Origin of the sequence: Sphingomonas sp., from assembly GCF_035944535.1 — a bacterium.
GTDB lineage: Bacteria > Pseudomonadota > Alphaproteobacteria > Sphingomonadales > Sphingomonadaceae > Sphingomonas_B.
Window position 1 is genome coordinate 82018 of the sequence record NZ_DASZBC010000006.1, and the last position, 19419, is coordinate 101436.

Consider the following 19419-nt stretch of genomic DNA (forward strand, 5'->3'; position numbering starts at 1 on the left):
CCCGACATGATCGTCCGCGTGGCGGCGCGCGGGGAGGGGGTTACGGCTGGCGGACGTTTCGTGCCGCTCGCCGCGCCCGGCGACCTGGTCGAGAGCGACGGCAGCGTTCTCCCCGGGCCGCACCATCAGGTCCCCCCGTGCCGGCACTTTCCCGAATGCGGCGGGTGTCAGCTCCAGCATCTGGATGACGAGAGCTATGCGGGCTTCGTCCGCGACCGCATCGCATCGGCACTGGCGGCGCAGCATGTGCCGCTTCCCGACTTCGCGCCCGTCCATCTGTCGCCTCCGAACAGTCGAAGGCGGGCGAGTCTCAGCGCGCAGCGGATTGGCAAGCGCGTGCTGGTTGGCTTCAAGCAGGAACGCAGCAATCGCATCGAGGATATGCGTGAATGCCATATCCTCCGCCCGGAGCTGTTCGCGCTCGTCGATCCGCTTCGCCGGCTCCTCGCCACCATGCTGCCGGAGCGGCGGAGTGCCACGGTGAAGATGACCTTGGCGGATCAGGGCGTCGATCTGCTGATCGAAGGCGTGTCGGCGGACACGCTCGCCGCAGTCGAAGCGCTGACCGAGTTCGCACAAGAGCACAGCCTTGGCCGATTATCGCTCGACGACGGACTGGGCCCGCAGACCCGATGGGAACCGGTGCCGGTCACGATCACGCTCGGCGGCGCGCCTGTCCCGCTGCCGCACGACGCTTTCCTTCAGGCAACTGCCGATGGCGAGGTAGCGCTGGTTCAGGCGGTGCAGGCGAGCGCGGACGGCGCGGCGACCATCGCCGACCTCTTCGCCGGGCTCGGCACGTTCGCACTGAACCTGAAGGGCCGGGTCTATGCCGCCGAGGCGTCGCGCGATGCCATGCTTGCCTTGAAGGCGGCTCGTCCGACCATCTTCGCCGAGCATCGCGACCTGTATCGCCGCTCTCTGGGGACGGCAGAGTTGGACCGGTTCGAAGCCGTGGTGTTGGATCCGCCGCGGGCAGGTGCCGAAGCGCAGGTACGCGAACTCGCCGGCTCTTCGGTGCCGCGCATCGCCTATGTGTCATGCAATCCCGCGAGTTTTGCGCGTGATGCGAGATTGCTGGTCGCTTGCGGTTATCGGCTGGAGCGGGTTACCCCGGTCGGTCAATTCCGCTGGTCCACCCATGTCGAGCTGGCCGCTAGCTTTCGAAAATGACGCCGTCTTTAGGCCGTGCGTCCACGCGGAGCTCGAATATGTCAGGACGGGAATAATGGCCTTCGGTGTCCAGCGCGGCGCGCTCCTCGGCGCTGCGGGTGAGATCAAGGTCGGCGATGAGCAGTTCCGCCTGCGCTCCGGCCTGCGCGATCACCATTCCGTCCGGGCCGGCGATCAAGCTGCCGCCGAACTGTAGCTGCTCCGGCATCTGGTCCAGCAGCACCCGAGCCTCGGCATGGCCGCCCAGCCGTTCCAGCCCATCCAGCACATCGTCGCGCTGCTGGATGGTGCCCGCAGCGAGCACGAAGCAGCGGCCTTCGAAGGCATAGTGACGCGACGCGACCGCATAGGTTTCGCGTACCGACGGCCAAGCCGCGACGTGCAAAGTTTCGCCAAGCCGATGCATGGCCGCGCGGGCAAGAGGCATCCAATGCTCCTAGCAGATGAGGCTGCCGACCTGACCCCAGCCGGCATCGTGCGCATTGAGAGTCGCCCCGTCGCCACGCGCCCAGATCAGCCGCTCGCCATGGGTGGGCACCAGCTTGCGGTGCGGCAGCGGCGCCTCCCCAGGGCGGAAAGTGAACTGGGTGTTGTAGAGGCTGCCGCGCACCCGCTCATGGGCACCGACCGAAACGATCAAGTCGCGCGCATCGACCAGTTCCTGAAGCGGAGCGAGCCGCGGGTCGCCCTGGACCACTGCCTGTTCCAGCAGCAGCCGGTGCAGCGCCTTGGAACCCGGATGGTCCCACAGCGCGGCGCCGGGTGCTTCGTCCAGCCAGAGCGGATAGCCGCCAAGAAAGGTCTCTCCGAATGCAATCAGCTTGGCGCCCGCATCGGCGGCACGGCCGACGTGATCGAGCAGGGCGCTGATGCCGTCGCCGATGGCGAGCGGCACCGGAGCCGCCTGGACGATGGCGGCGCGCACGCTGTTCACTAGAAGCCGAACACGACTTTCAGCGCGCCCCAGGTCAGTCCGATCAGGCACAGTGTTGCCAGCGTGAAGATCGCGAACCGGACCATGATGATGTTGACGGTCGCCTGGACAAGGCTGTGGATGATCCTGAGGATGACGTAGAACCAGGCGAGGATGATGTTCAGGCCGCTGCCTGCGTCGCCCGCCGACATGTCGGCTACCGCCAATGCCAGGGCAACGGCGTAGAAGATGGTCGGCTGCTCCATCAGATGGTTGTAATTGTCCGCCTTCCAGCGAACCTCGGGCGGCAAGGTCCCGACTGTCTGATCCTTCGGCAGCCGAGGATCCATGGACGTGCGCAGCCGACGCATCGCCGGGATCCGCGTCGCGTACATCCATAGCCACATGACCAGCGACCAGGCGACCAGCACCACCACCGGTGCGAGCATCGGGCTGATATCCATCAGCCGAGCGTCCGCATCAGGGCGAGGATGGCGAGGACCAGCAGCACCAAAGTGGAGGCAGCGAACAGCGGGAAGCGCCAGGCGATCTTGTTGACGGTCGCCTGCACCAGGCTGTGCGCGATGCGCAGCCCAACATAAGCCCAGGCGAGGGCGACTGCGGTGCTGCTCACCTGGCCCATGATCGCGAGGATGCCGACAATGGCGTAGAAGAGCGTCGGCTGCTCGACGAGATGCGCGTAATTATGAGCTTTCCAGTTGATGTTGGCCGGCAGCACCGTTTCGAGGTCCTGGCCGCGCCCTCCGACCGCCTTGCTCATGTCGATGCCAGCCGCCTTCAGCGCTGGCAGCCGGGTGCTCGCCATCCACACGAGCATGATCAATGTCCACAGCACCAGCACGGCGGCTGGCGCCAAAAGATCGGCTTTCATGTCTTGCCTCCCCTATTCCCCCGGACGGGAAAGTGCCGGGGGGAGAGGTGGCGGTCAAGCGTCTGTCACTGCGCCGCTTTGCGCCTAGCTTCCGCGAGCAGTCCGTCGAGCGCAGCGCGGCCCAGCAACCTGCCCTTGAGCACGACTGCATCGATAGCGCGCGTGGCGGCGATATCGGCCAGCGGATTACGTCGGAGGATGAGGATGTCGGCCGCTTTGCCCTTCCCGAGCGCGCCATAGCGCTGCGACCTGCCGAGAAAGGCAGGACCTGTGACGACAGCGCTCCGCAACGCCTGCGCGGGCGTGAGACCGGCCGCGACATAGGCGTCCAGCTCGTCGTGCAGTCCCTGACCGGGATAATTGAAGGAGTTGAGGTAACCGGCATCCGTGCCTGCCAGGATCGGCATGCCTGCTTTGACCAGCATCGGCATCAGCGAGGCAGTCAGCTCATATTTGGCATGGCGGCGACGCACCTCTTCCGGCGTCGCCTTGGCGGCGCGTTCGACCCGCCACGCATAGGTCTTGCGCAGTCCAGGGCCGACCAGCGCCAGACCGAGGTCGCGTGAATGATCGTCGCGGTCGAGAAAGGCCAGAATCCGGCTCATGTTGAGCGTCGGGGTCACATGGACGCCCCGGCGCGCGAGCCGGCGATAGGCCTGAACCGCGAAACTCGGATCGAAGTTGCGCACGCTCCGTGCCGACGCTTCGGCGGCATCGATTCGGCCTGTAGCGAAGGCGCGTGCCGCTTCAGTCTCGTCGGGAGAGCCGGCCTTGATGAGGTAGTCGAGATGCTCGATCGAGCCCAGGCCGGCGGCCGCCGCCTCGTCGACCGCCAATGCATTTGGAATGTGCGCGGAGGTGCGCAGACCGCGCGCCTTAGCGGCCTTGAGCGCGTAGAGGAAAATGTCAGGCTTCAGCGTGTTGTCGGTGATCTTGACGAAGTCCGCGGGGCGGGCTTGAAGCCAATCGAGTGCCGCTTCCACCTCTGCTGGCGTGCCGACTTCGACCGTGCCTTTCCAGAGCGGCTTGTAGCCCTCCAGCTTCGGCCCGGACGTAAAGATCGTCGGTCCCAGCATCGCGCCCGACGCAATCTGGTCGCGCCAGGCGAACACCGAGTCGCTGATGTCCGCCGCGCAGTCGCGCACGGCGGTGATGCCGTAGGCGACATAGACCGGCAGCAGATCCTTGTTCTCCTCGATCAGCTCGGGGCCGCCGCCGAAATGGACATGCATGTCCCACAGGCCGGGCATGACGAAGCGGCCGCGCGCGTCCACGCTCCGGACAGCTTGGTAGCGGCGGTCGAGGGTTGCAGGCGCCCCGATGGCAATGATCGTACCGTCCTTCACCGCGATCGAGCGATGATGGACGGCTTTGCCGGCGGCGACGTCGATCAGGGTCGCGTCGCGGATCAGCAGGTCGGCTGGCGCCTTCGCCACAGCCGCGCCGCTCAGAAGGACGGCCACGACGGCGGCGAAGGGGGCCAGCTTTCCCATTAAGCGAACAGCTTGGCCCAGCCGCGCTTCGGGCGAGTCTTCCACGCGCCGCGGTGATAGGCGTCTGACGCCAGCAGCGGCATCACCGAGCCCGCTTCCGCGAACACCATCTGCTCGAGCGCGGTGTCGACCTTGCCCCAGCTCGCCGCTTCCTTCAGCGTCGAAGACGAGCAGGCGCCGTCGCGCACGTCGGCGACCGTGATCTGCACGGCGTATTTGTGCATCTCGACATCCTCATGGCCAAGGATCTCGGCGCAGACGACCGTGTCCTGGATGAAGTTCTTCGGCACGCCGCCACCGATCATCAGCAGGCCGGTGGTGCCCGCCTTGATCTTGATGTCGGTGAGCTCGCGGAAATCCGCAATCGCATCGAGCACCATGTAGGGCTTGCCTTCCTTCATCCGGTCGACCTGGTGCTTGACCAGGCCGAAGCCCGCCGAGCTGTCGACGAAGGCCGGGCAGAAGATCGGCACGTCATGCTCATAAGCGAGCTTGACGAGGCTGTTCTCCTTCTTGCCGTGCTCCGCGAGGTACTTGCCCATTTCGCGGATGAAGGCGCGCGAGCTGTACGGCTTCGGCTCCAGGCTGTCTGCGATGCGACCGATGGTGTGGTCGCAGTCCTGCAGCTGCTCTTCGTCGATATAGGTGTCGTAGATGCGGTCGATGTAGAGCGAGCGCAGCGTGTTATCGTCTGGAATCTCAAGCGCTTGATAATGCTTGTGGCCAAGGCCTTCGAAGAAATCCATGTCGACGATCGAGGCACCGGTGGCGACGATGCCATCCACCATGTTGGAGCGCACGAGCTCGGCATAAAGGTCCATGCAGCCGCCGGCCGAGGTCGAGCCCGCGATCACCAGGAAGATCGTGCAATCCTTGTCCTCCAGCATCTGGTTGTAGATGCCGGTAGCGCGCGCGAGGTCGCGGCTGGTGAAGCTCATCTTGCCCATGGCTTCGATAATCGGCCGCGCATCGAACGAGCGGATGTCGACATGCTCGACGGTGGTCGACAGCAGCTCCGCCTTGCGGGTGTCGTTGGCGAGATTGTTCATTGTTTCAGGATCCGTTGCTCAATAACCGCCGTCGTTAAGGGGACGCGGAAACCCGTTCAGATCCTCTCTCTCAGAGAGAACCAAATCTATGCGTCATCGCGAGCGGAGCGAAGCAATCCAGCACCGGCGCGCGGCCACTCTGGATTGCTTCGTCGCTCCGCTTCTCGCAATGACGAGGCGGCGTTACAGCTTCACGACGTTCGACGCGACCTCGCGCTCCACGGTCGTGTAGAGCGAGACCATCGGCTCGTCCTCCACTTCGACCACTTCGGCCTTGCCGAAGCCGTTGAAGCCGGTCCGCATCGCGCAGCCATAGGCGCCGAGCATTCCGATCTCGACATAGTCGCCCGCCTGCACGTCGGCCGGCAGCATGAACGGCCCCGCCATATGGTCGAGATCGTCGCAAGTCGGCCCATAGAAGCTGAACGCCACCGGCTTGGCGCGGCTGTCCGGCTCCCGCAGCAGGCTGACGGGAAAGCGCCAGCCGACATGTGCGGCGTCGAACAGCGCGCCATAGGCGCCGTCGTTGATGTACAGCTCGTCGCCGCGACGCTTTTCCACGCGCACGACCAGCGAGCTATACTCGGCGCACAACGCCCGACCCGGCTCCGCCCAGAGTTCCGCCGAGTAGGACACCGGCAGGCTCTCGAAGGCCCGGTGGATCGTCTCGAAATAAAGTTCGAGCGGCGGCGGCTCCATGCCCGGATAGGAGCTCGGAAAGCCCCCGCCGACGTCGATCACGTCCACGGTGACTGCCGCCTCGACGATCGCCTGGCGCACCCGCTCCATCGCCTGGGCATAGGCGTCCGGCGTCATCGCCTGGCTGCCGACATGGAAGCAGATGCCGAGTGCGTCCGCGACCTGGCGGGCGGCCATCAGCACGTCCTTCGCTTCCGTCGGCGAAACGCCGAACTTGGAGGCGAGGCTCAGCTTCGAATAGTCGGAGGACACGCGCAGCCGCACGCAGAGCGTCAGATCCTCGGCGCCCTTGGTGGCAGCGACGATCTTCTCCAGCTCCTCCATCGAGTCGAGGGAGAAGGTGCGGACGCCGTGCTCGAAATAGGCTTCCTCGATCGCTTCCTCGGCCTTGACCGGGTGCATGAAGCAAAGCACGGCGTCGGGCAGCGTCTCGCGCACCATGCGCACTTCGGCGATCGAGGCCACGTCATAATGAGTGACGCCGCTCTCCCAGAGGATGCGGATCAGGTCCGGGGACGGATTCGCCTTCACCGCATAGAGCGTCGTGCCCGGAAACTTCTCGACGAAGAAGCGGGCAGCACGCTTAGCGGCATGCGGACGAATGAGCGTAACCGGGTTTACCGGTTGAAGGGCGGTCGCTAGCCCCAGCGCGCTATGATGCTTGTGCAACTCAAGGGACCTCCAATGCCAGGGACGAACCCTGGTCTTCAGCTTCGACATTCACTGCCTTGCGGTGGAAGTCCCATGGGGCAGCGGCGGGCGATATATGTGCGGGGGTCCCCCCTGTAAAGCGGTGAATCGAGCCGCATTTCATTTTGGAGACAAAGCGTGAGTTCACGGCGCCAACCCGCGTCAGAAGGTGTGGCCAAAGCCCTGGAAAAGCTGAGGAAAATAGTTCCTCCTACACCCTTGCTGCAGACAGAGATTAGTGGCCGGTCGATATGCCTTAAAGTCGAATCCTTGCAGCCGATGGGCGCATTCAAGCTGCGCGGCGCCTGGCACCGACTCACCGACCTGTCCGCGGAGGAGCGCCAAAGAGGCGTCGTCGCCTTTTCATCAGGGAATCACGCCCAAGGAGTTGCATGGGCGGCGCGGCGGCTCGGAATCACGGCGACGATCGTGATGCCCGCCGATTCTCCCGCCAAGAAGCTGGACAACACGAAGGCACTGGGCGCCGAGGTGATCCTCTACGACCGCGTGAGTGAAAGCCGGGAGGAGATCGCGGCCCGAATCGCTGAAGAGCGCGGATCGGTGGTCGTTCCGAGCTTCGACGATCCATGGATCGTCGAGGGGCAAGGGAGCGCGGGGCTGGAGGCCGTGGGTCAGCTGGCCGAGCTCGGCCTTGCGGCTCCCGAGCGGATCGTCACCCCTTGCGGGGGCGGCGGGCTCGCCGCCGGCCTTGCCCTGGGTGTGCCCGCTGCCGAGATAATGATCGTGGAGCCCGAGGGCTGGGACGACATGACCCGCTCGCTTGCGAGCGGCGAGATCGTGGGGGTGCAGCCGTCACCGCCACCGACCAGCTGCGACGCGCTTCAGACTTTGCAGGTGGCGGCGCTTACCTTCGACATTCTCCGGTCGCGCGGGGCTCGCGGCTTGGCAGTCTCCGAGGTCGAGACCGGCGCCGCGATGCGCTGGGCCTTCGACAACCTCCGCCTCGTGCTGGAGCCGGGAGGCGCAGTCGCCCTCGCAGCGCTGCTCGCGGGCAAAACAGAAGCAACCGAGCGCACGCTCGTCATCCTGTCCGGCGGCAATGTCGACACGGCGACCTTCAAGCGGATGACTGGTCTGTGACGGCTGGCGAAGAACAAGTTCCGCTCGTCCCGAGCGAAGTCGAGGGGCGTGCCTCCGACCCTTGCGCTCGCGCCCCTCGACTTCGCTCGGGACGAGCGACTTGGCTCAGGGCTCGAACCGCATGAGTGTTACTGCCTCCCTGCTCCTGTCGCTGCTGATGCTGGCCGCAGTCGCGCTGGTGCTTGGCGGAGTCGCCCAGATCAGGCGCGAGGAACGTCGCGGCTGGCTGATGCTGGTCGCGGCGGCCGTCCTGGTCGGCAATGTGCTGATCTGGACCCTGTAGTTCCCCGGCGGAGGCCGGGGTCCATTCGTGAGCCGCTGAGTCCCGGCTTCCGCCGGGAGCCGTCAGGAGGCCATCCGCTCCGGCAGATTGTCGAACACGCGGCGGATCTCCTGGAGCACTTCGACCGTCTTGGCTAGGTCTTCGTCCGGGAACTCGGACATCAGCGGCTCGATCTCGGGCGCCATGGCGCCCACCGAATCCGAATGCGCGGCGCGGCCGGCAGCGGTGATGCCGATGAGCTGGTCGTCGCCTTCGCCGATGCGGCCGATGAAGCCGCGCTCCTCCAGCGCGCGCAGATGCACTTCCATGTCCTCGATCGGGACCTGGAACATCCAGGAGAGCACTGATTTGCGTTCCTGCTCGCGATTGTTGCGAATGAAGTAGTTGAGCGCGCCGAACTGGCCGGCGTTTAGGCCGGTGCGCTGGATCTGGCCGATATGATTGCGAACCAGATGCTCGACCACCGCGATCTCGGTGAACAGGTCCAGCAGCAGCTTCTCGCGCGACATAATCCCCCGCTTCGTCAGTTCATCGGATCGGGCAGTTCGGGTCCAGCCTGAAGTCGAGATACCGGTCCACGCTGCCCATCAGCTGCGGCATTTCATGTTCGAAGAAATGGTTCGCACCGGGGATGGTGTCGTGGTGGATGGTAATGTGCTTCTGCGTCCTGAGCTTGTCGACCAGCTTTTGCACCGCCGACGGCGTGACGACCTCATCCGATTCGCCCTGAATGACGATGCCCGAGGCGGGGCAGGGCGCCAGAAAGCTAAAATCATACATGTTCGCGGGCGGCGCGATCGAGATCCAGCCGCGCACTTCCGGCCGCCGCATCAGCAGCTGCATGCCGATCCAGGCGCCGAAGCTGACGCCCGCCACCCAGGTCTGCTGCGCTTCGGGATGAAAGCTCTGCACCCAATCGAGGGCGGAGGCGGCGTCGGAAAGCTCGCCGACGCCGTTGTCGAACACGCCCTGGCTCTTACCCACACCGCGAAAGTTGAAGCGGAGCGTCGCGAAACCGCGTCTTGCGAATGTCTGATACAGCGCCTGGACGATGCGGTTGTTCATCGTCCCCATCGCCTGCGGATGCGGGTGCAGGATCATCGCGACGGGCGCGCGGGGGCGGGGCGGAGGAGCGAAACGGCCTTCGAGGCGACCCTCGGGACCGGGAAAAATCACTTCGGGCATGGCACCTTAATCGAAAAGCGGCCGGAATGGTGGCGCTGAGTTGCGGCGCTATATAGGATTGCGCCTGAACTTCGCAAACGGGTCCTTGCCTTGGCTCAGCGCCTCTATCTCGATCACGCCGCTTCCACTCCGATGTTGCTCGAAGCGCGCGAGGCAATGCGCGCTGCGATCGCGCGCTGGGCCAACCCATCCTCCCCACACGCGGAGGGACGCGCCGCGCGTGCGCAACTCGAAGAGGCGAGGCGGCGGATCGCGGATCAGCTCGGCTGGGCAGGCGAGATCATCTTCACCAGCGGCGCCACCGAAGCGCTCCGCATCGCGCTGACCCGCGCCAAGTGCGATGCACGCATCGTCTCGGCGGTCGAGCATGAGGCCGTGCACCGCGCCGCGCCGGACGCCTTCTTCCTGCCGGTTCAGCCGGACGGGACGGTGCTGACCGATGCGCTTGCGGGGCGACTGGGGGCGCTGGGCGCCAAGGCGCCGCTCGTCGCTGTCCAGGCTGTCAACAACGAAACCGGCGTACGGCAGCCGCTCGACAAGCTGCTGCCGATCATACGCCGCGCCGGCGGGCTGCTGCTCGTCGACTGCGCGCAGAGCGCGGGCAAGGCGCCGCTCCCCGACGCGGATTTGATCGCGATTTCCGCGCATAAGTTCGGTGCCGCGCCGGGCATGGGGGCGCTGCTGGTCAAAGATCTCGGTGTGCTGGAGCCGTGCGGCGGGCAGGAGAAGGGCTATCGCGCCGGCACCGAGAACCTTCCGGGCGCCGTAGCCATGGCGGCCGCGCTCGAACAGCCGCGCGGCTGGGTCGATCGCGCCGCCGATCTGCGCGCACACCTCGATGGCGCGATCGAGGCGAGCGGGGGCGAGATCGTGGCCAAGCGCAGCCCGCGCCTGGCGACGATTGCCGCCTATCGCATGCCGGGCGTGGCCGGCTCCGCGCAGTTGATCCAGCTCGACCTCGCCGGCATCGCCGTATCGGCGGGGAGCGCCTGTTCGTCGGGCACGCTCAAGACCAGCCATGTGCTGAGCGCTATGGGCTGGAAGGACAAGGAAGCCGGTGAAGTGATCCGGGTCAGCTTCGGCCCGGAGACGAGCCGCGCCGACATCTACCGTTTCATCGAAGCATGGAAGCGGATCGCCGATGGCGCGCGCGCCCGCGCCGCATGACCATCTATCTCGATTATCAGGCCACGACCCCGCTGGCGCCGGAGGCGCGCGCCGCCATGGCGCCGTGGCTCGACAAGTTCGGCAATCCGCATTCGCCGCACCGTTTGGGGCGGGAGGCAGCGGCCGCGGTGGAGGTGGCGCGGGAGCGGATCGCCCGCTTGTTCCCGCCTGGTGGAGCTTTGGTGTTCACTTCCGGTGCGACAGAAGCCGCCAACATGGCGTTGAAGGGCGCCGCATGGGCTGCTCCGCCGGAGCGGCGGCGGGTCGTCACGCTCTCGACCGAGCATGCCTGTGTGCTCGACACCGTGCAGTGGCTGGGACGGCACGGCTTGGAGGTTGTGGTGCTGCCGGTCGAGGCAGACGGTCGCGTCTCGCTCGATCGCGTAGCCGAGGCGGTGAACGACCGCACCGCCATCGTCGCTGCGATGCTGGTGAACAACGAGATCGGCGTCATCCAGCCGGTGGAGGAGATCGGACGCATCGCTCGAGCCGCGGGCGCGCTGTTCCTCTGCGACGCGGTCCAAGGCCTTGGCCGGGTAGAGCTGCCGGATGCCGATCTGGTCGCCGTCTCCGCGCATAAAGTGCATGGTCCGAAAGGCATCGGAGCTCTCTGGGTGCGGGATGGGGTCCGACTCGAGCCGCTGATGCATGGCGGTGCCCAGGAGGCCGGCATCCGGTCCGGAACGCTGAGCCCGATGCTCTGCGCGGGCTTCGGTGCGGCTGCGGCAGTTGCGCTGTCTAGGTTTGCGGGAGACCGCACGCATGTCGCGCGCCTCTGGCAAATGGCACGCGAGCGGCTCGCTGGCTGGACGATCAACGGCTCGGCCGAGCATCGCTATTGCGGCAATCTCAACGTCCGCCTTGAAGGTCTCGACGCCGCGCGGCTGATCGCCGATGTGCGCGGCGTCGCATTCTCGGCCGGCTCGGCCTGCGCCAGCGGTTCAGGGCGCCCCAGCCATGTGCTGAAGGCGCTCGGCCTCTCGGACGCCGATGCAAGGTCCAGCATCCGCTTGGGCTTTGGCCGCTATACCACGGAGGAAGAGCTCGACGCCGCATTGTCGCTCATCGTCGAAGCCGCGGAACGGCAGCGGGCCTTTGCATGACCTTGGTGCGGTTCATTTCTGCGGACGGATCTTCGACGCGCGAAGTGGAGGGCGCGCCCGGCGAGCGGCTGCTCGATCTGGCCCAGGCGGATGGCCAGCCCCTTGAAGGGACGTGCGAAGGGCAGATGGCCTGTTCGACCTGCCATGTGATCGTCGCGGCGGAGGATTTCTCGAAACTTCCGCAGGCGAGCGAAGCGGAAGAGGACATGCTGGACTTGGCCTCGGGCGCTACGCGCCACAGTCGCCTGGCTTGCCAGATATGGCTGACCGAAGCGCTCGACAGCCTCACTGTCCGCATTCCCGCCGAAGTTCGGAACATGCAGCGGCGCTGAGTCTCCATCGCAAGCCCTTACGCCGACCCCAAAACAGTTTAGGGTGAAGCGGATGGATGGAGGCATGGCCAAAGCGGGAGCGCCTGTCGGGAACAGTCGGGATGCGGCCGATTCGCGCCTCGAGATCGTGCTCGACAGCATGGCCGACAGTCACGTTCTGGTCGATGCCGACTGGCGGGTGACGATCGTCAATCGCGCGGCCGAGCAATTCTTCGGGCTCGACCGCGAGGCAATGCGCGGCCGCTCGCTCTGGGATCTCTTCCCTTCCGCACGGGGCACGGCCTTCCAGACCAACTTTGAACGGGCTCTGGCGGGGGAGACTGTGCGCTTCGAAACGGCGTCGGCACTGTTTCAAGGCGTGGTGGTCGCGGTCCGCGCCGCGCCTTTGCCGGATGGCGGCCTTTCCATCGCCTTCGATGACATTACGGATCGCAAGCGCGGCGAAGCGGCGGTCCGCGAAAGCGAGGCACGCTTTCGCCTGATCGCGGACTCAGCGCCGGTGCCGATGTGGGTGACGTCGCTCGACCGCAAGCGATGGTTCGTGAACCGCGCCTATGTCGAGTTTCTGGGTGTCAGCTACGAGGAAGCGGTCGATTTCGACTGGCGGACGATCATCCATCCCGACGATCTGCCGCGGATCATGAGGGAGCAGGTCGAGAAGGAAGCGTCCCTCGAGCCCTTCGACTTGGAGGCGCGCTACCGGAAAGCCGATGGCAGCTGGTGCTGGATCCGCTCCCACTCGCAGCCTCGCTGGGGCCCGGACGGAGAGCATGTCGGTTTCATCGGGGTGGCCTTCGACGTGACCATTGCCAAGGAAGCCGAGCTGGAGCTGCAGCGTCAGGTCGCGGAGCGGACTGCGGACCTGGAGGCCCTCTACAATGAGACGCCGACCATCCTTCATTCCGCCAACGCCGATCAGCGGCTGATCAGCGTGTCGGACCGCTGGCTGGAGTTCATGGGCTATGACAGCCGAGACGAAGTGCTCGGACGGCGTCTGACTGAGTTCATGACGCCGGAAAGCATCGCCAGGCTGGGCACCGACACCTGGCCGCGGCTGATGCGCGATGGCTTTTACAACGACGCCGAATATCAGGTGGTCAAGAAGTCGGGCGAGATTGCGGACATAATTGCATCCACTCGCGTCCGCTACGACGAGCAGGGACGGTTCGCCCGCACCATGGCGGCGCTGATCGACATCACCGGCAGGAAGCGCACCGAGGAAGCGCTGCGCCAAGCGCAGAAGGTCGAGGCGATGGGCCAGCTGACCGGCGGCGTCGCGCATGATTTCAACAACCTCCTGTCGCCGATCATCGGCGGCCTCGATCTGCTGCAGCGGCGCGGCGTCGGGGACGAGCGCGACCGGCGCACCATCGCCGGCGCGCTGCAAGCCGCCGAACGTGCCAAGACGCTGGTCCAGCGCCTGCTCGCCTTTGCCCGCCGCCAGCCGCTCCAGCCGGCGCCGGTCGATGCGTCGAAGCTGATCGAGGGCATGGCCGAGCTGATTGCCTCCACGGCGGGGCCGCGTGTGCGCGTGGTTGTGGACACGCCCGACGGACTGCCGCCATGCCTGGCCGACCCGAACCAGGTCGAGATGGCGTTGCTGAACCTTAGCGTGAATGCGCGCGACGCGATGCCGGATGGCGGCGTGCTCACCATCTCCGCGGCCGAAGCGCAGGCCGACAAGGCCGATGATCTTGCCGGTGGCCGCTATGTGAAGCTGACCGTCACCGACACCGGCCTCGGCATGGACGAGGAGACGCTCGCTCGCGCCATTGAACCCTTCTTTTCGACCAAGGGGATCGGACGCGGCACCGGATTGGGCCTCTCCATGGTCCATGGTCTGGCGGCGCAGTTGAACGGTGCCCTGCGGCTGAGGAGCGCGCCAGGCGAAGGCACGGAAGTGCAGTTATGGTTGCCCTGTGCCGCATCGGCCGCGCGTGTGGCGGAAGACAGCCGGCCCGCCGCGACGGTGTCCGCGCAAGGCGTGGTGCTGCTCGTCGACGACGAAGCGCTGGTGCGCAACTCGACCGCCGAGATGCTCGCCGACATGGGCTTTCGGGTGGTCGAATATGAATCGGCCGAGAGAGCGATCCGCTATCTGGCTGAAGGCGGCGCGGCCGATCTGATCGTTACGGATCACCTCATGCCGGGGATGACGGGGGTCGAGCTTGCGCGCGCCGCACGCCAACTGCGTCCGGGTACGCCAACCCTCCTCATCTCGGGCTACGCCGAGCTGAGCGGCCTCGACGCCGATGTGCCGCGCCTCACCAAACCCTTCCGCCACGCCGACCTCGCATCGATGATCGGCGCGGTGATGGGCTAATAATCAGCCGGCAGGGACGCTGGTCGGGTTGTCCTGCTGCTTGACGTCCCCGGCCGTGCCCATCACGCCGTCGCTCTCTCCAGCACTGCCCTGCGGCAGCTCCTTGGGGATCGGGCCCTTCGAGTCGCGGCTGCCGACCGATTTCTCGTCCGGGCTGTCGATCGTCTTCTTGTCCTCGCTCATTCTTCGTCTCCTTGGCCGGGGAGAACGCCGGGCCGGACAATCTGTTCAGGGATATCGCGCGGCGGTGAAGTACAGTCCGTCCGGCGGAGCGTTGTAGCCGAGCGCGGCGCGGTCGCGGGCGGCGAGTGCGGCGGCCAGGTCCTCGGCGCTCCATTTGCCCTGGCCGACCAGCGCCAGGCAGCCGACCATCGAGCGGACCTGGTGATGGAGAAAGGAGCGCGCTTCCGCGATGATCAGCACACGATCGCCCTCACGCCTTACATCGAGACGGTCGAGCGTCTTCACCGGGGACTCGGACTGGCAATGGACGGAGCGGAAGGTGGTGAAATCGTGTCGGCCGACCAGCTGTTGCGCGGCGTCGTGCATTGCTCCCGCGTCTAGGGTCATCGGCACGCGCCAGGCGAGACCGGCTTCCCAGGTCAGCGGCGCGCGGCGGTTGACGATCCGATACTCATAGGTGCGGCCGATGCACGAGAAGCGCGCATGCCAGTCGTCGGGCACCTGCTCGCAGGCGAGGATCGCAATCGGGTCGGGACGGACGAGCGCATTCAGCGCCTCCATCAGCCGGAAGGGCGTGACTTCGCGCTCCAGTTCCACATGCGCGCGCATAGCCATGGCGTGCACCCCGGCATCGGTGCGGCCGGCCGCGTGGACGAGCGCCTGCTCGCCGGTCATCCGCTCGACCGCGCGCTCGATCGACTCTTGCACGCTCGGCCCATGGTCCTGCCGCTGCCAGCCCATGTAGGGCCGCCCATCATACTCGATTGTGAGCGCGAAGCGCGTCACAGCTGAGTGGCCGGCGGAATGGCAAAGCCGCGCAGCAATTCGTCGGCCGTCATGACGCCACGGCCCGCCCGCTGCACGCGGGTCGGACGAAGCGCGTCGCCGCCGCAGCCGATCAGCATATGCTCGTCGAGCACTTGGCCGGCAGGGCCCGACACGGGCTCAATTTGTGCGGCAAGGACGCGAATGCGTTCCCCGCTGAGTTCGAGGAAGGCGCCCGGCGCCGGATTGAAAGCGCGCACCTGCCGCTCCGCCGCGACCGCTCCTTCTGTGAAGTCGAGCCGCGCCTCGGCCTTGTCGATCTTTGCCGCATAAGTGACGCCCTCCTCAGGCTGCGGCACCGGCGGATAAAGGTCTAGATCGGCCAAAACTTGGACCATCAACGAGGCGCCCGCTCGAGCAAGTTCCTCTGTCAGCTCCCCCGCAGTCTTGCGCTGAACAGACACTTCGGCCTTGGCGCGCATCGGCCCGGTGTCGAGACCTGCCTCCATGTCCATGATCGTCACGCCGGTGATCTCGTCGCCCGCCAGGATGGCCCGGTGGATCGGCGCCGCCCCGCGCCAGCGGGGAAGCAGTGACGCATGGATGTTGAAGCAGCCAAGACGCGGCGCGGCAAGGATGGGCTTGGGCAGGATCAGCCCATAGGCGGCGACCACCGCGGCGTCGGCATTGATCGCCCCGAAACGCGCCTGCTCGTCGGGATCGCGCAAAGTAAGCGGATGCCGCACTTCAATCCCGAGCGCCTCCGCGCGCTGCTGCACTGGCGACGCCTGCAGCGCCTTGCCCCGTCCTGCTGGCCGCGGCGGCTGGCAATAGACGGCGGCGATATCGTGCCCGGCCTCTACCAGGGCGTCGAGCGCCGGCACGGCGAAGTCGGGCGTTCCCATGAAGACGAGGCGCATGGGGGCGCCCCTTAGCGGTTCATGTTCTTGTTGGGGAGGTTTGTCGGTCTTTGGAACGGGAACGGCGAACCCTCGTTTCGCAGCAACAAACAAGGACTGCCGAGCAGTCATCAGAAAGGGGTCACATGGCACAGATCGATGGAACGTCGGGTAATGACGTACTGAATGGCACGGGCGCCGACGACATCATCCGGGGCTTTGCCGGCAATGACGTCATCAACGGCGAAGGCGGCAACGACCAGATGTTCGGCGGCCTTGGCGACGACATCTTCTACGTAAATGCTTTGGCGGACCTGATTTCGGAAGCGGTCGGCGAGGGTCAGGACCGGGTGGTGGCGTTCGCGAGCTATGCGCTTGCGGCCGATGCCGAGGTGGAGACGCTCGAGACTGTGACGCTGACCGACACGACGATCATCAATCTGACGGGGAACGGTTTCGCGAACACGGTCTTCGGCAACTTCGGCGCCAATCGCCTGGACGGAGCCGGCGGCGCTGACACTCTGCACGGCTTTGCCGGCAATGATTACATCGTCGGAGGAGCAGGGCTCGACGTCATGTACGGAGGAGCCGGGAACGATTCCTATTACATCGACAGTGACGACGGTGACCGGATCTTTGAGGAAGCCGGCGAAGGCTATGACACGATCTCCGCTGAGGTGAATTACACGCTTCCGGACTCGGCCGAGGTCGAACGGCTGGAGGCCGGCACGCTGACCGCGACGACGGCGTTGCAACTGGGGGGAAGCAACTCCGACAATCTCCTGATCGGCAATGCCGGCAATAACCGGCTGCGCGGCTTCGCCGGCAATGACACCATGCAAGGTCTCGCTGGAGACGACGTCCTGATCGGCGACGAGGGTGACGACGTCATGTATGGTGGGACGGGCAACGACACCTATTATGTCGACACGACGGGCGACCGGGTGTTCGAACTGACGGGCGAAGGCAATGACCGTATCGCGACGTCGGTCAGCATCACGCTGCCGGAAGACGCCGAGGTCGAGACGATCGAAGTTGTCAATCTCGTCTCGACCAACGCCCTGAACATCGGCGGCAGCAACACCGCCAACATGATCGTGGGCAACGCCGGGGCCAATGTGCTCCGCGGCTTTGGCGGCAATGATACGCTCAGCGGCTATCTCGGTGACGATACGCTGATCGGGGATCAGGGCAACGACACCATGATCGGCGGAGCCGGCAACGATGTGTACATCGTCGATGCGGCGGGGGATGTCGTCGTTGAGGCGGCAGGGCAGGGTACCGATCGGATTGCCGCAACCGCCAGCTATACTCTGGGTGCCGGGGTGTCGGTGGAAACGCTCGAGACCATTACGTCCACCGCGCTCACCGCAATCAACCTGACCGGCAACGAGCTGGACAATACGATCGCGGGCAATAACGGGGTCAACATCCTTCAGGGCGGCGCCGGCAATGACGTGATCGCCGGCTATGGCGGCGATGACCGAATTGTCGGCGGCACCGGGAACGACACGGTCGACGGTGGCGATGGCATGGATCGCTACATCCTCAGCAGTAACAAGCCGGAAGGATATAAGCTGACTGCCATCACCAACGGCTTCACAATCCAGGACATCGATCTCTCGGATGGTGACGACGGCACCGACACTGTGCTGAACGTCGAGCAGTTCCAGTTCGGCGGCGATGTCATCGACTCGGCCCAGATACAGTCTTTTCAGTCCGGGCAGAGCGCCGCCTCCTTTGAGGTGCTCGCCCAGCCCGCGTTCGATCAGGCCCTGCAAATGGCCTTCCGCGCCGAGAACTTCGCCTGAGGGCTGTTTCTCTCATCTTGGTTGCCGCTGGTGTAGGGGCCGGCGGCAACCTAACAGGGGATTATGGCCTCTCCGGAAATCGAGACCCTCACTCAGGCGCTGAGCCGCTTGCCCGGGCTCGGGCCGCGTTCGGCGCGACGAGCGGTGCTGCATCTGCTGAAGAAGCGAGAAACCGCGCTGGCGCCGCTGCTACGGGCGCTGGAGGCCGTCAACGAGCGGCTCGCCACCTGCGGCATATGCGGCAATGTCGACACCACCGACCCCTGCGGCATCTGCGCCGATCCTAGGCGCGACACGCGGGCGCTATGCGTCGTCGAGGACGTCCCGGACCTTTGGGCGCTCGACCGCTCGCGGCTTTTCCCCGGGAAATATCATGTGCTCGGCGGCCGGTTGTCGGCGCTGGAAGGCGTGCGGCCCGAGGATCTGCGCATCGACAGCCTTATCCGCCGTGTCGCCGATGGTGGCATCGATGAAGTCGTGCTGGCGATGAACGCCACGCTGGAGGGCCAGACGACCGCCCATTACATCGCCGAGCGGATCGAGCGTTTCCCGGTGCGGCTGACCCAGCTTGCTCATGGCCTGCCGGTTGGCGGCGAGCTCGACTATCTCGACGAAGGCACCTTAGCCCAGGCACTCAGAGCGCGCCGGCCGGTCGTCTAGGCCTTTACGGAGGCGCCTCGCGCACCTAACTTCCGGTCATGGCCATTCTTCCGATCATCGAGACGCCCGATCCGCGGCTGCGCACCGTGTCCAAGCCGGTAGAGGCGATCGACGGCGAGCTACAGACGCTGATCGACGACATGTTCGAGACGATGTACGCGGCGCCGGGCATCGGCCTCGCCGCCATTCAGGTCGGCGTGCCCAAGCGGCTGCTCGTTATCGACCTGCAGGAGCAGGAAGACGAAGAAGGCAAGCCGATCCGTGAGCCGCGCGTCTTCATCAATCCGGAAATCCTCGAGACGTCCGAGGAGTTGCAGGTGTATAATGAAGGCTGCCTGTCCGTCCCCGATCAATATGCTGAGGTGGAGCGCCCGGCGACCGTCCGCGCGCGTTGGCAGGACCGGGCCGGCAAGACGCATGAAGAGCAGCTCGACGGCCTCCTCGGCATCTGCCTGCAGCACGAAATGGACCATCTCGAAGGCATTCTCTTCATCGACCACCTCTCCCGCCTGAAGCGCGAGATGGTGCTGAAGAAGCTGCTGAAAGCGCGTCAGAAGGCGGCGTAAACTACGATCGTCAGCCTGAACTTGTTTCAGGCTAAGCTTTGCTTCGACGTGAGTTCGGCGCGTGGCGGATAAATTATCCCGAACCAAGTTCGGGATGGCGGTTGTGGAGCGCGCAAAGCCCGGTTAGGTTCC

At 65.6% G+C, this 19419-nt stretch carries 20 protein-coding genes and 1 pseudogene; 10 read left to right on the forward strand and 11 right to left on the reverse strand.

Annotation, left to right across the window (positions count from 1 at the left end; all coding sequences use genetic code 11):
• The first annotated feature begins 6 nt into the window (after positions 1 to 6).
• Complete coding sequence (locus VGT77_RS05315) at positions 7 to 1173, forward strand: class I SAM-dependent RNA methyltransferase (RefSeq protein ID WP_327460905.1); 1167 nt, start codon at positions 7 to 9, stop codon at positions 1171 to 1173.
• On the opposite strand, the pseudogene VGT77_RS05320 reads toward VGT77_RS05315, so the two are convergent.
• From VGT77_RS05320 to VGT77_RS05345, 6 genes and pseudogenes are all read right to left on the reverse strand, one after another.
• Positions 1157 to 2158 (reverse strand): annotated as a pseudogene (locus tag VGT77_RS05320) (carbon-nitrogen hydrolase family protein). The gene VGT77_RS05315 and the pseudogene VGT77_RS05320 sit on opposite strands and share 17 nt — an antisense overlap.
• Positions 2107 to 2550 carry an MAPEG family protein gene (locus tag VGT77_RS05325; RefSeq protein WP_327460310.1) on the reverse strand — a complete coding sequence of 148 codons (444 nt, stop codon included), beginning with the start codon at positions 2548 to 2550 and terminating at the stop codon, positions 2107 to 2109. Before VGT77_RS05325 ends, VGT77_RS05320 begins: the two are co-directional and overlap by 52 nt.
• On the reverse strand, positions 2550 to 2978 hold the full coding sequence (locus tag VGT77_RS05330) for an MAPEG family protein (protein ID WP_327460312.1): 429 nt from the start codon (positions 2976 to 2978) through the stop codon (positions 2550 to 2552). Before VGT77_RS05330 ends, VGT77_RS05325 begins: the two co-directional genes overlap by 1 nt.
• Before the next feature lie 65 nt (positions 2979 to 3043).
• Positions 3044 to 4441 carry an amidohydrolase family protein gene (locus tag VGT77_RS05335; RefSeq protein WP_327460314.1) on the reverse strand — a complete coding sequence of 466 codons (1398 nt, stop codon included), beginning with the start codon at positions 4439 to 4441 and terminating at the stop codon, positions 3044 to 3046.
• Positions 4442 to 4470: 29 nt separating this feature from the next.
• Complete coding sequence (locus VGT77_RS05340) at positions 4471 to 5520, reverse strand: 1,9-bis(guanidino)-5-aza-nonane synthase (RefSeq protein ID WP_327460316.1); 1050 nt, start codon at positions 5518 to 5520, stop codon at positions 4471 to 4473.
• A 183-nt stretch (positions 5521 to 5703) separates the two neighbouring features.
• Positions 5704 to 6888, reverse strand: coding sequence for a type III PLP-dependent enzyme (locus tag VGT77_RS05345; protein ID WP_327460317.1), 1185 nt, complete (start codon positions 6886 to 6888; stop codon positions 5704 to 5706).
• A 192-nt stretch (positions 6889 to 7080) separates the two neighbouring features.
• On the opposite strand from VGT77_RS05345, the gene VGT77_RS05350 reads away from it, so the two are divergent.
• Both VGT77_RS05350 and VGT77_RS05355 read left to right on the forward strand, forming a co-directional pair.
• Positions 7081 to 8010 (forward strand): threonine ammonia-lyase, encoded by a 930-nt coding sequence (locus VGT77_RS05350; protein ID WP_327460319.1) that lies wholly within the window; start codon positions 7081 to 7083, stop codon positions 8008 to 8010.
• A gap of 121 nt (positions 8011 to 8131) precedes the next feature.
• Positions 8132 to 8293 carry a hypothetical protein gene (locus tag VGT77_RS05355; protein ID WP_327460321.1) on the forward strand — a complete coding sequence of 54 codons (162 nt, stop codon included), beginning with the start codon at positions 8132 to 8134 and terminating at the stop codon, positions 8291 to 8293.
• A 62-nt stretch (positions 8294 to 8355) separates the two neighbouring features.
• On the opposite strand, the gene VGT77_RS05360 is transcribed toward VGT77_RS05355, so the two are convergent.
• Complete coding sequence (locus VGT77_RS05360; RefSeq protein ID WP_327460322.1) at positions 8356 to 8802, reverse strand: hypothetical protein; 447 nt, start codon at positions 8800 to 8802, stop codon at positions 8356 to 8358.
• A gap of 19 nt (positions 8803 to 8821) precedes the next feature.
• Positions 8822 to 9478, reverse strand: a complete 657-nt coding sequence (locus VGT77_RS05365) for an alpha/beta hydrolase (RefSeq protein ID WP_327460324.1) — start codon at positions 9476 to 9478, stop codon at positions 8822 to 8824.
• 90 nt (positions 9479 to 9568) lie between these two features.
• Here VGT77_RS05365 and VGT77_RS05370 point away from each other — a divergent pair, with 90 nt between their 5' ends.
• The 4 genes from VGT77_RS05370 to VGT77_RS05385 all read left to right on the forward strand — a co-directional run bounded on the left by VGT77_RS05370 (position 9569) and on the right by VGT77_RS05385 (position 14403).
• Positions 9569 to 10645, forward strand: coding sequence for a cysteine desulfurase family protein (locus VGT77_RS05370; RefSeq protein WP_327460326.1), 1077 nt, complete (start codon positions 9569 to 9571; stop codon positions 10643 to 10645).
• On the forward strand, positions 10642 to 11748 hold the full coding sequence (locus VGT77_RS05375) for a cysteine desulfurase family protein (RefSeq protein WP_327460907.1): 1107 nt from the start codon (positions 10642 to 10644) through the stop codon (positions 11746 to 11748). Before VGT77_RS05370 ends, VGT77_RS05375 begins: the two co-directional genes overlap by 4 nt.
• Positions 11745 to 12080 (forward strand): 2Fe-2S iron-sulfur cluster-binding protein, encoded by a 336-nt coding sequence (locus VGT77_RS05380; RefSeq protein WP_327460328.1) that lies wholly within the window; start codon positions 11745 to 11747, stop codon positions 12078 to 12080. The genes VGT77_RS05375 and VGT77_RS05380 overlap by 4 nt, the downstream gene beginning before the upstream one ends.
• A gap of 64 nt (positions 12081 to 12144) precedes the next feature.
• Complete coding sequence (locus VGT77_RS05385) at positions 12145 to 14403, forward strand: PAS domain S-box protein (protein ID WP_327460330.1); 2259 nt, start codon at positions 12145 to 12147, stop codon at positions 14401 to 14403.
• A 3-nt stretch (positions 14404 to 14406) separates the two neighbouring features.
• On the opposite strand, the gene VGT77_RS05390 is transcribed toward VGT77_RS05385, so the two are convergent.
• Genes VGT77_RS05390 through fmt form a run of 3 tightly spaced genes read right to left on the reverse strand, consistent with a single transcriptional unit; the run spans position 14407 to position 16271 of the window.
• The gene (locus VGT77_RS05390; protein WP_327460332.1) at positions 14407 to 14586 is read right to left on the reverse strand and encodes a hypothetical protein; all 180 of its coding nucleotides are present in this window, start codon (positions 14584 to 14586) and stop codon (positions 14407 to 14409) included.
• Positions 14587 to 14631: 45 nt separating this feature from the next.
• Positions 14632 to 15372, reverse strand: coding sequence for a tRNA pseudouridine(38-40) synthase TruA (gene truA, locus VGT77_RS05395; RefSeq protein ID WP_327460334.1), 741 nt, complete (start codon positions 15370 to 15372; stop codon positions 14632 to 14634).
• On the reverse strand, positions 15369 to 16271 hold the full coding sequence (fmt, locus tag VGT77_RS05400) for a methionyl-tRNA formyltransferase (protein WP_327460336.1): 903 nt from the start codon (positions 16269 to 16271) through the stop codon (positions 15369 to 15371). Before fmt ends, truA begins: the two co-directional genes overlap by 4 nt.
• 125 nt (positions 16272 to 16396) lie before the next feature.
• Here fmt and VGT77_RS05405 point away from each other — a divergent pair, with 125 nt between their 5' ends.
• The 3 genes from VGT77_RS05405 (at position 16397) to def (ending at position 19287) form a co-directional block, all read left to right on the forward strand.
• Positions 16397 to 18061, forward strand: coding sequence for a calcium-binding protein (locus VGT77_RS05405; RefSeq protein ID WP_327460337.1), 1665 nt, complete (start codon positions 16397 to 16399; stop codon positions 18059 to 18061).
• Positions 18062 to 18124: 63 nt separating this feature from the next.
• On the forward strand, positions 18125 to 18721 hold the full coding sequence (recR, locus tag VGT77_RS05410; RefSeq protein WP_327460339.1) for a recombination mediator RecR: 597 nt from the start codon (positions 18125 to 18127) through the stop codon (positions 18719 to 18721).
• 38 nt (positions 18722 to 18759) lie between these two features.
• Positions 18760 to 19287, forward strand: coding sequence for a peptide deformylase (def, locus tag VGT77_RS05415; protein ID WP_327460341.1), 528 nt, complete (start codon positions 18760 to 18762; stop codon positions 19285 to 19287).
• Positions 19288 to 19419 lie beyond the last annotated feature (132 nt).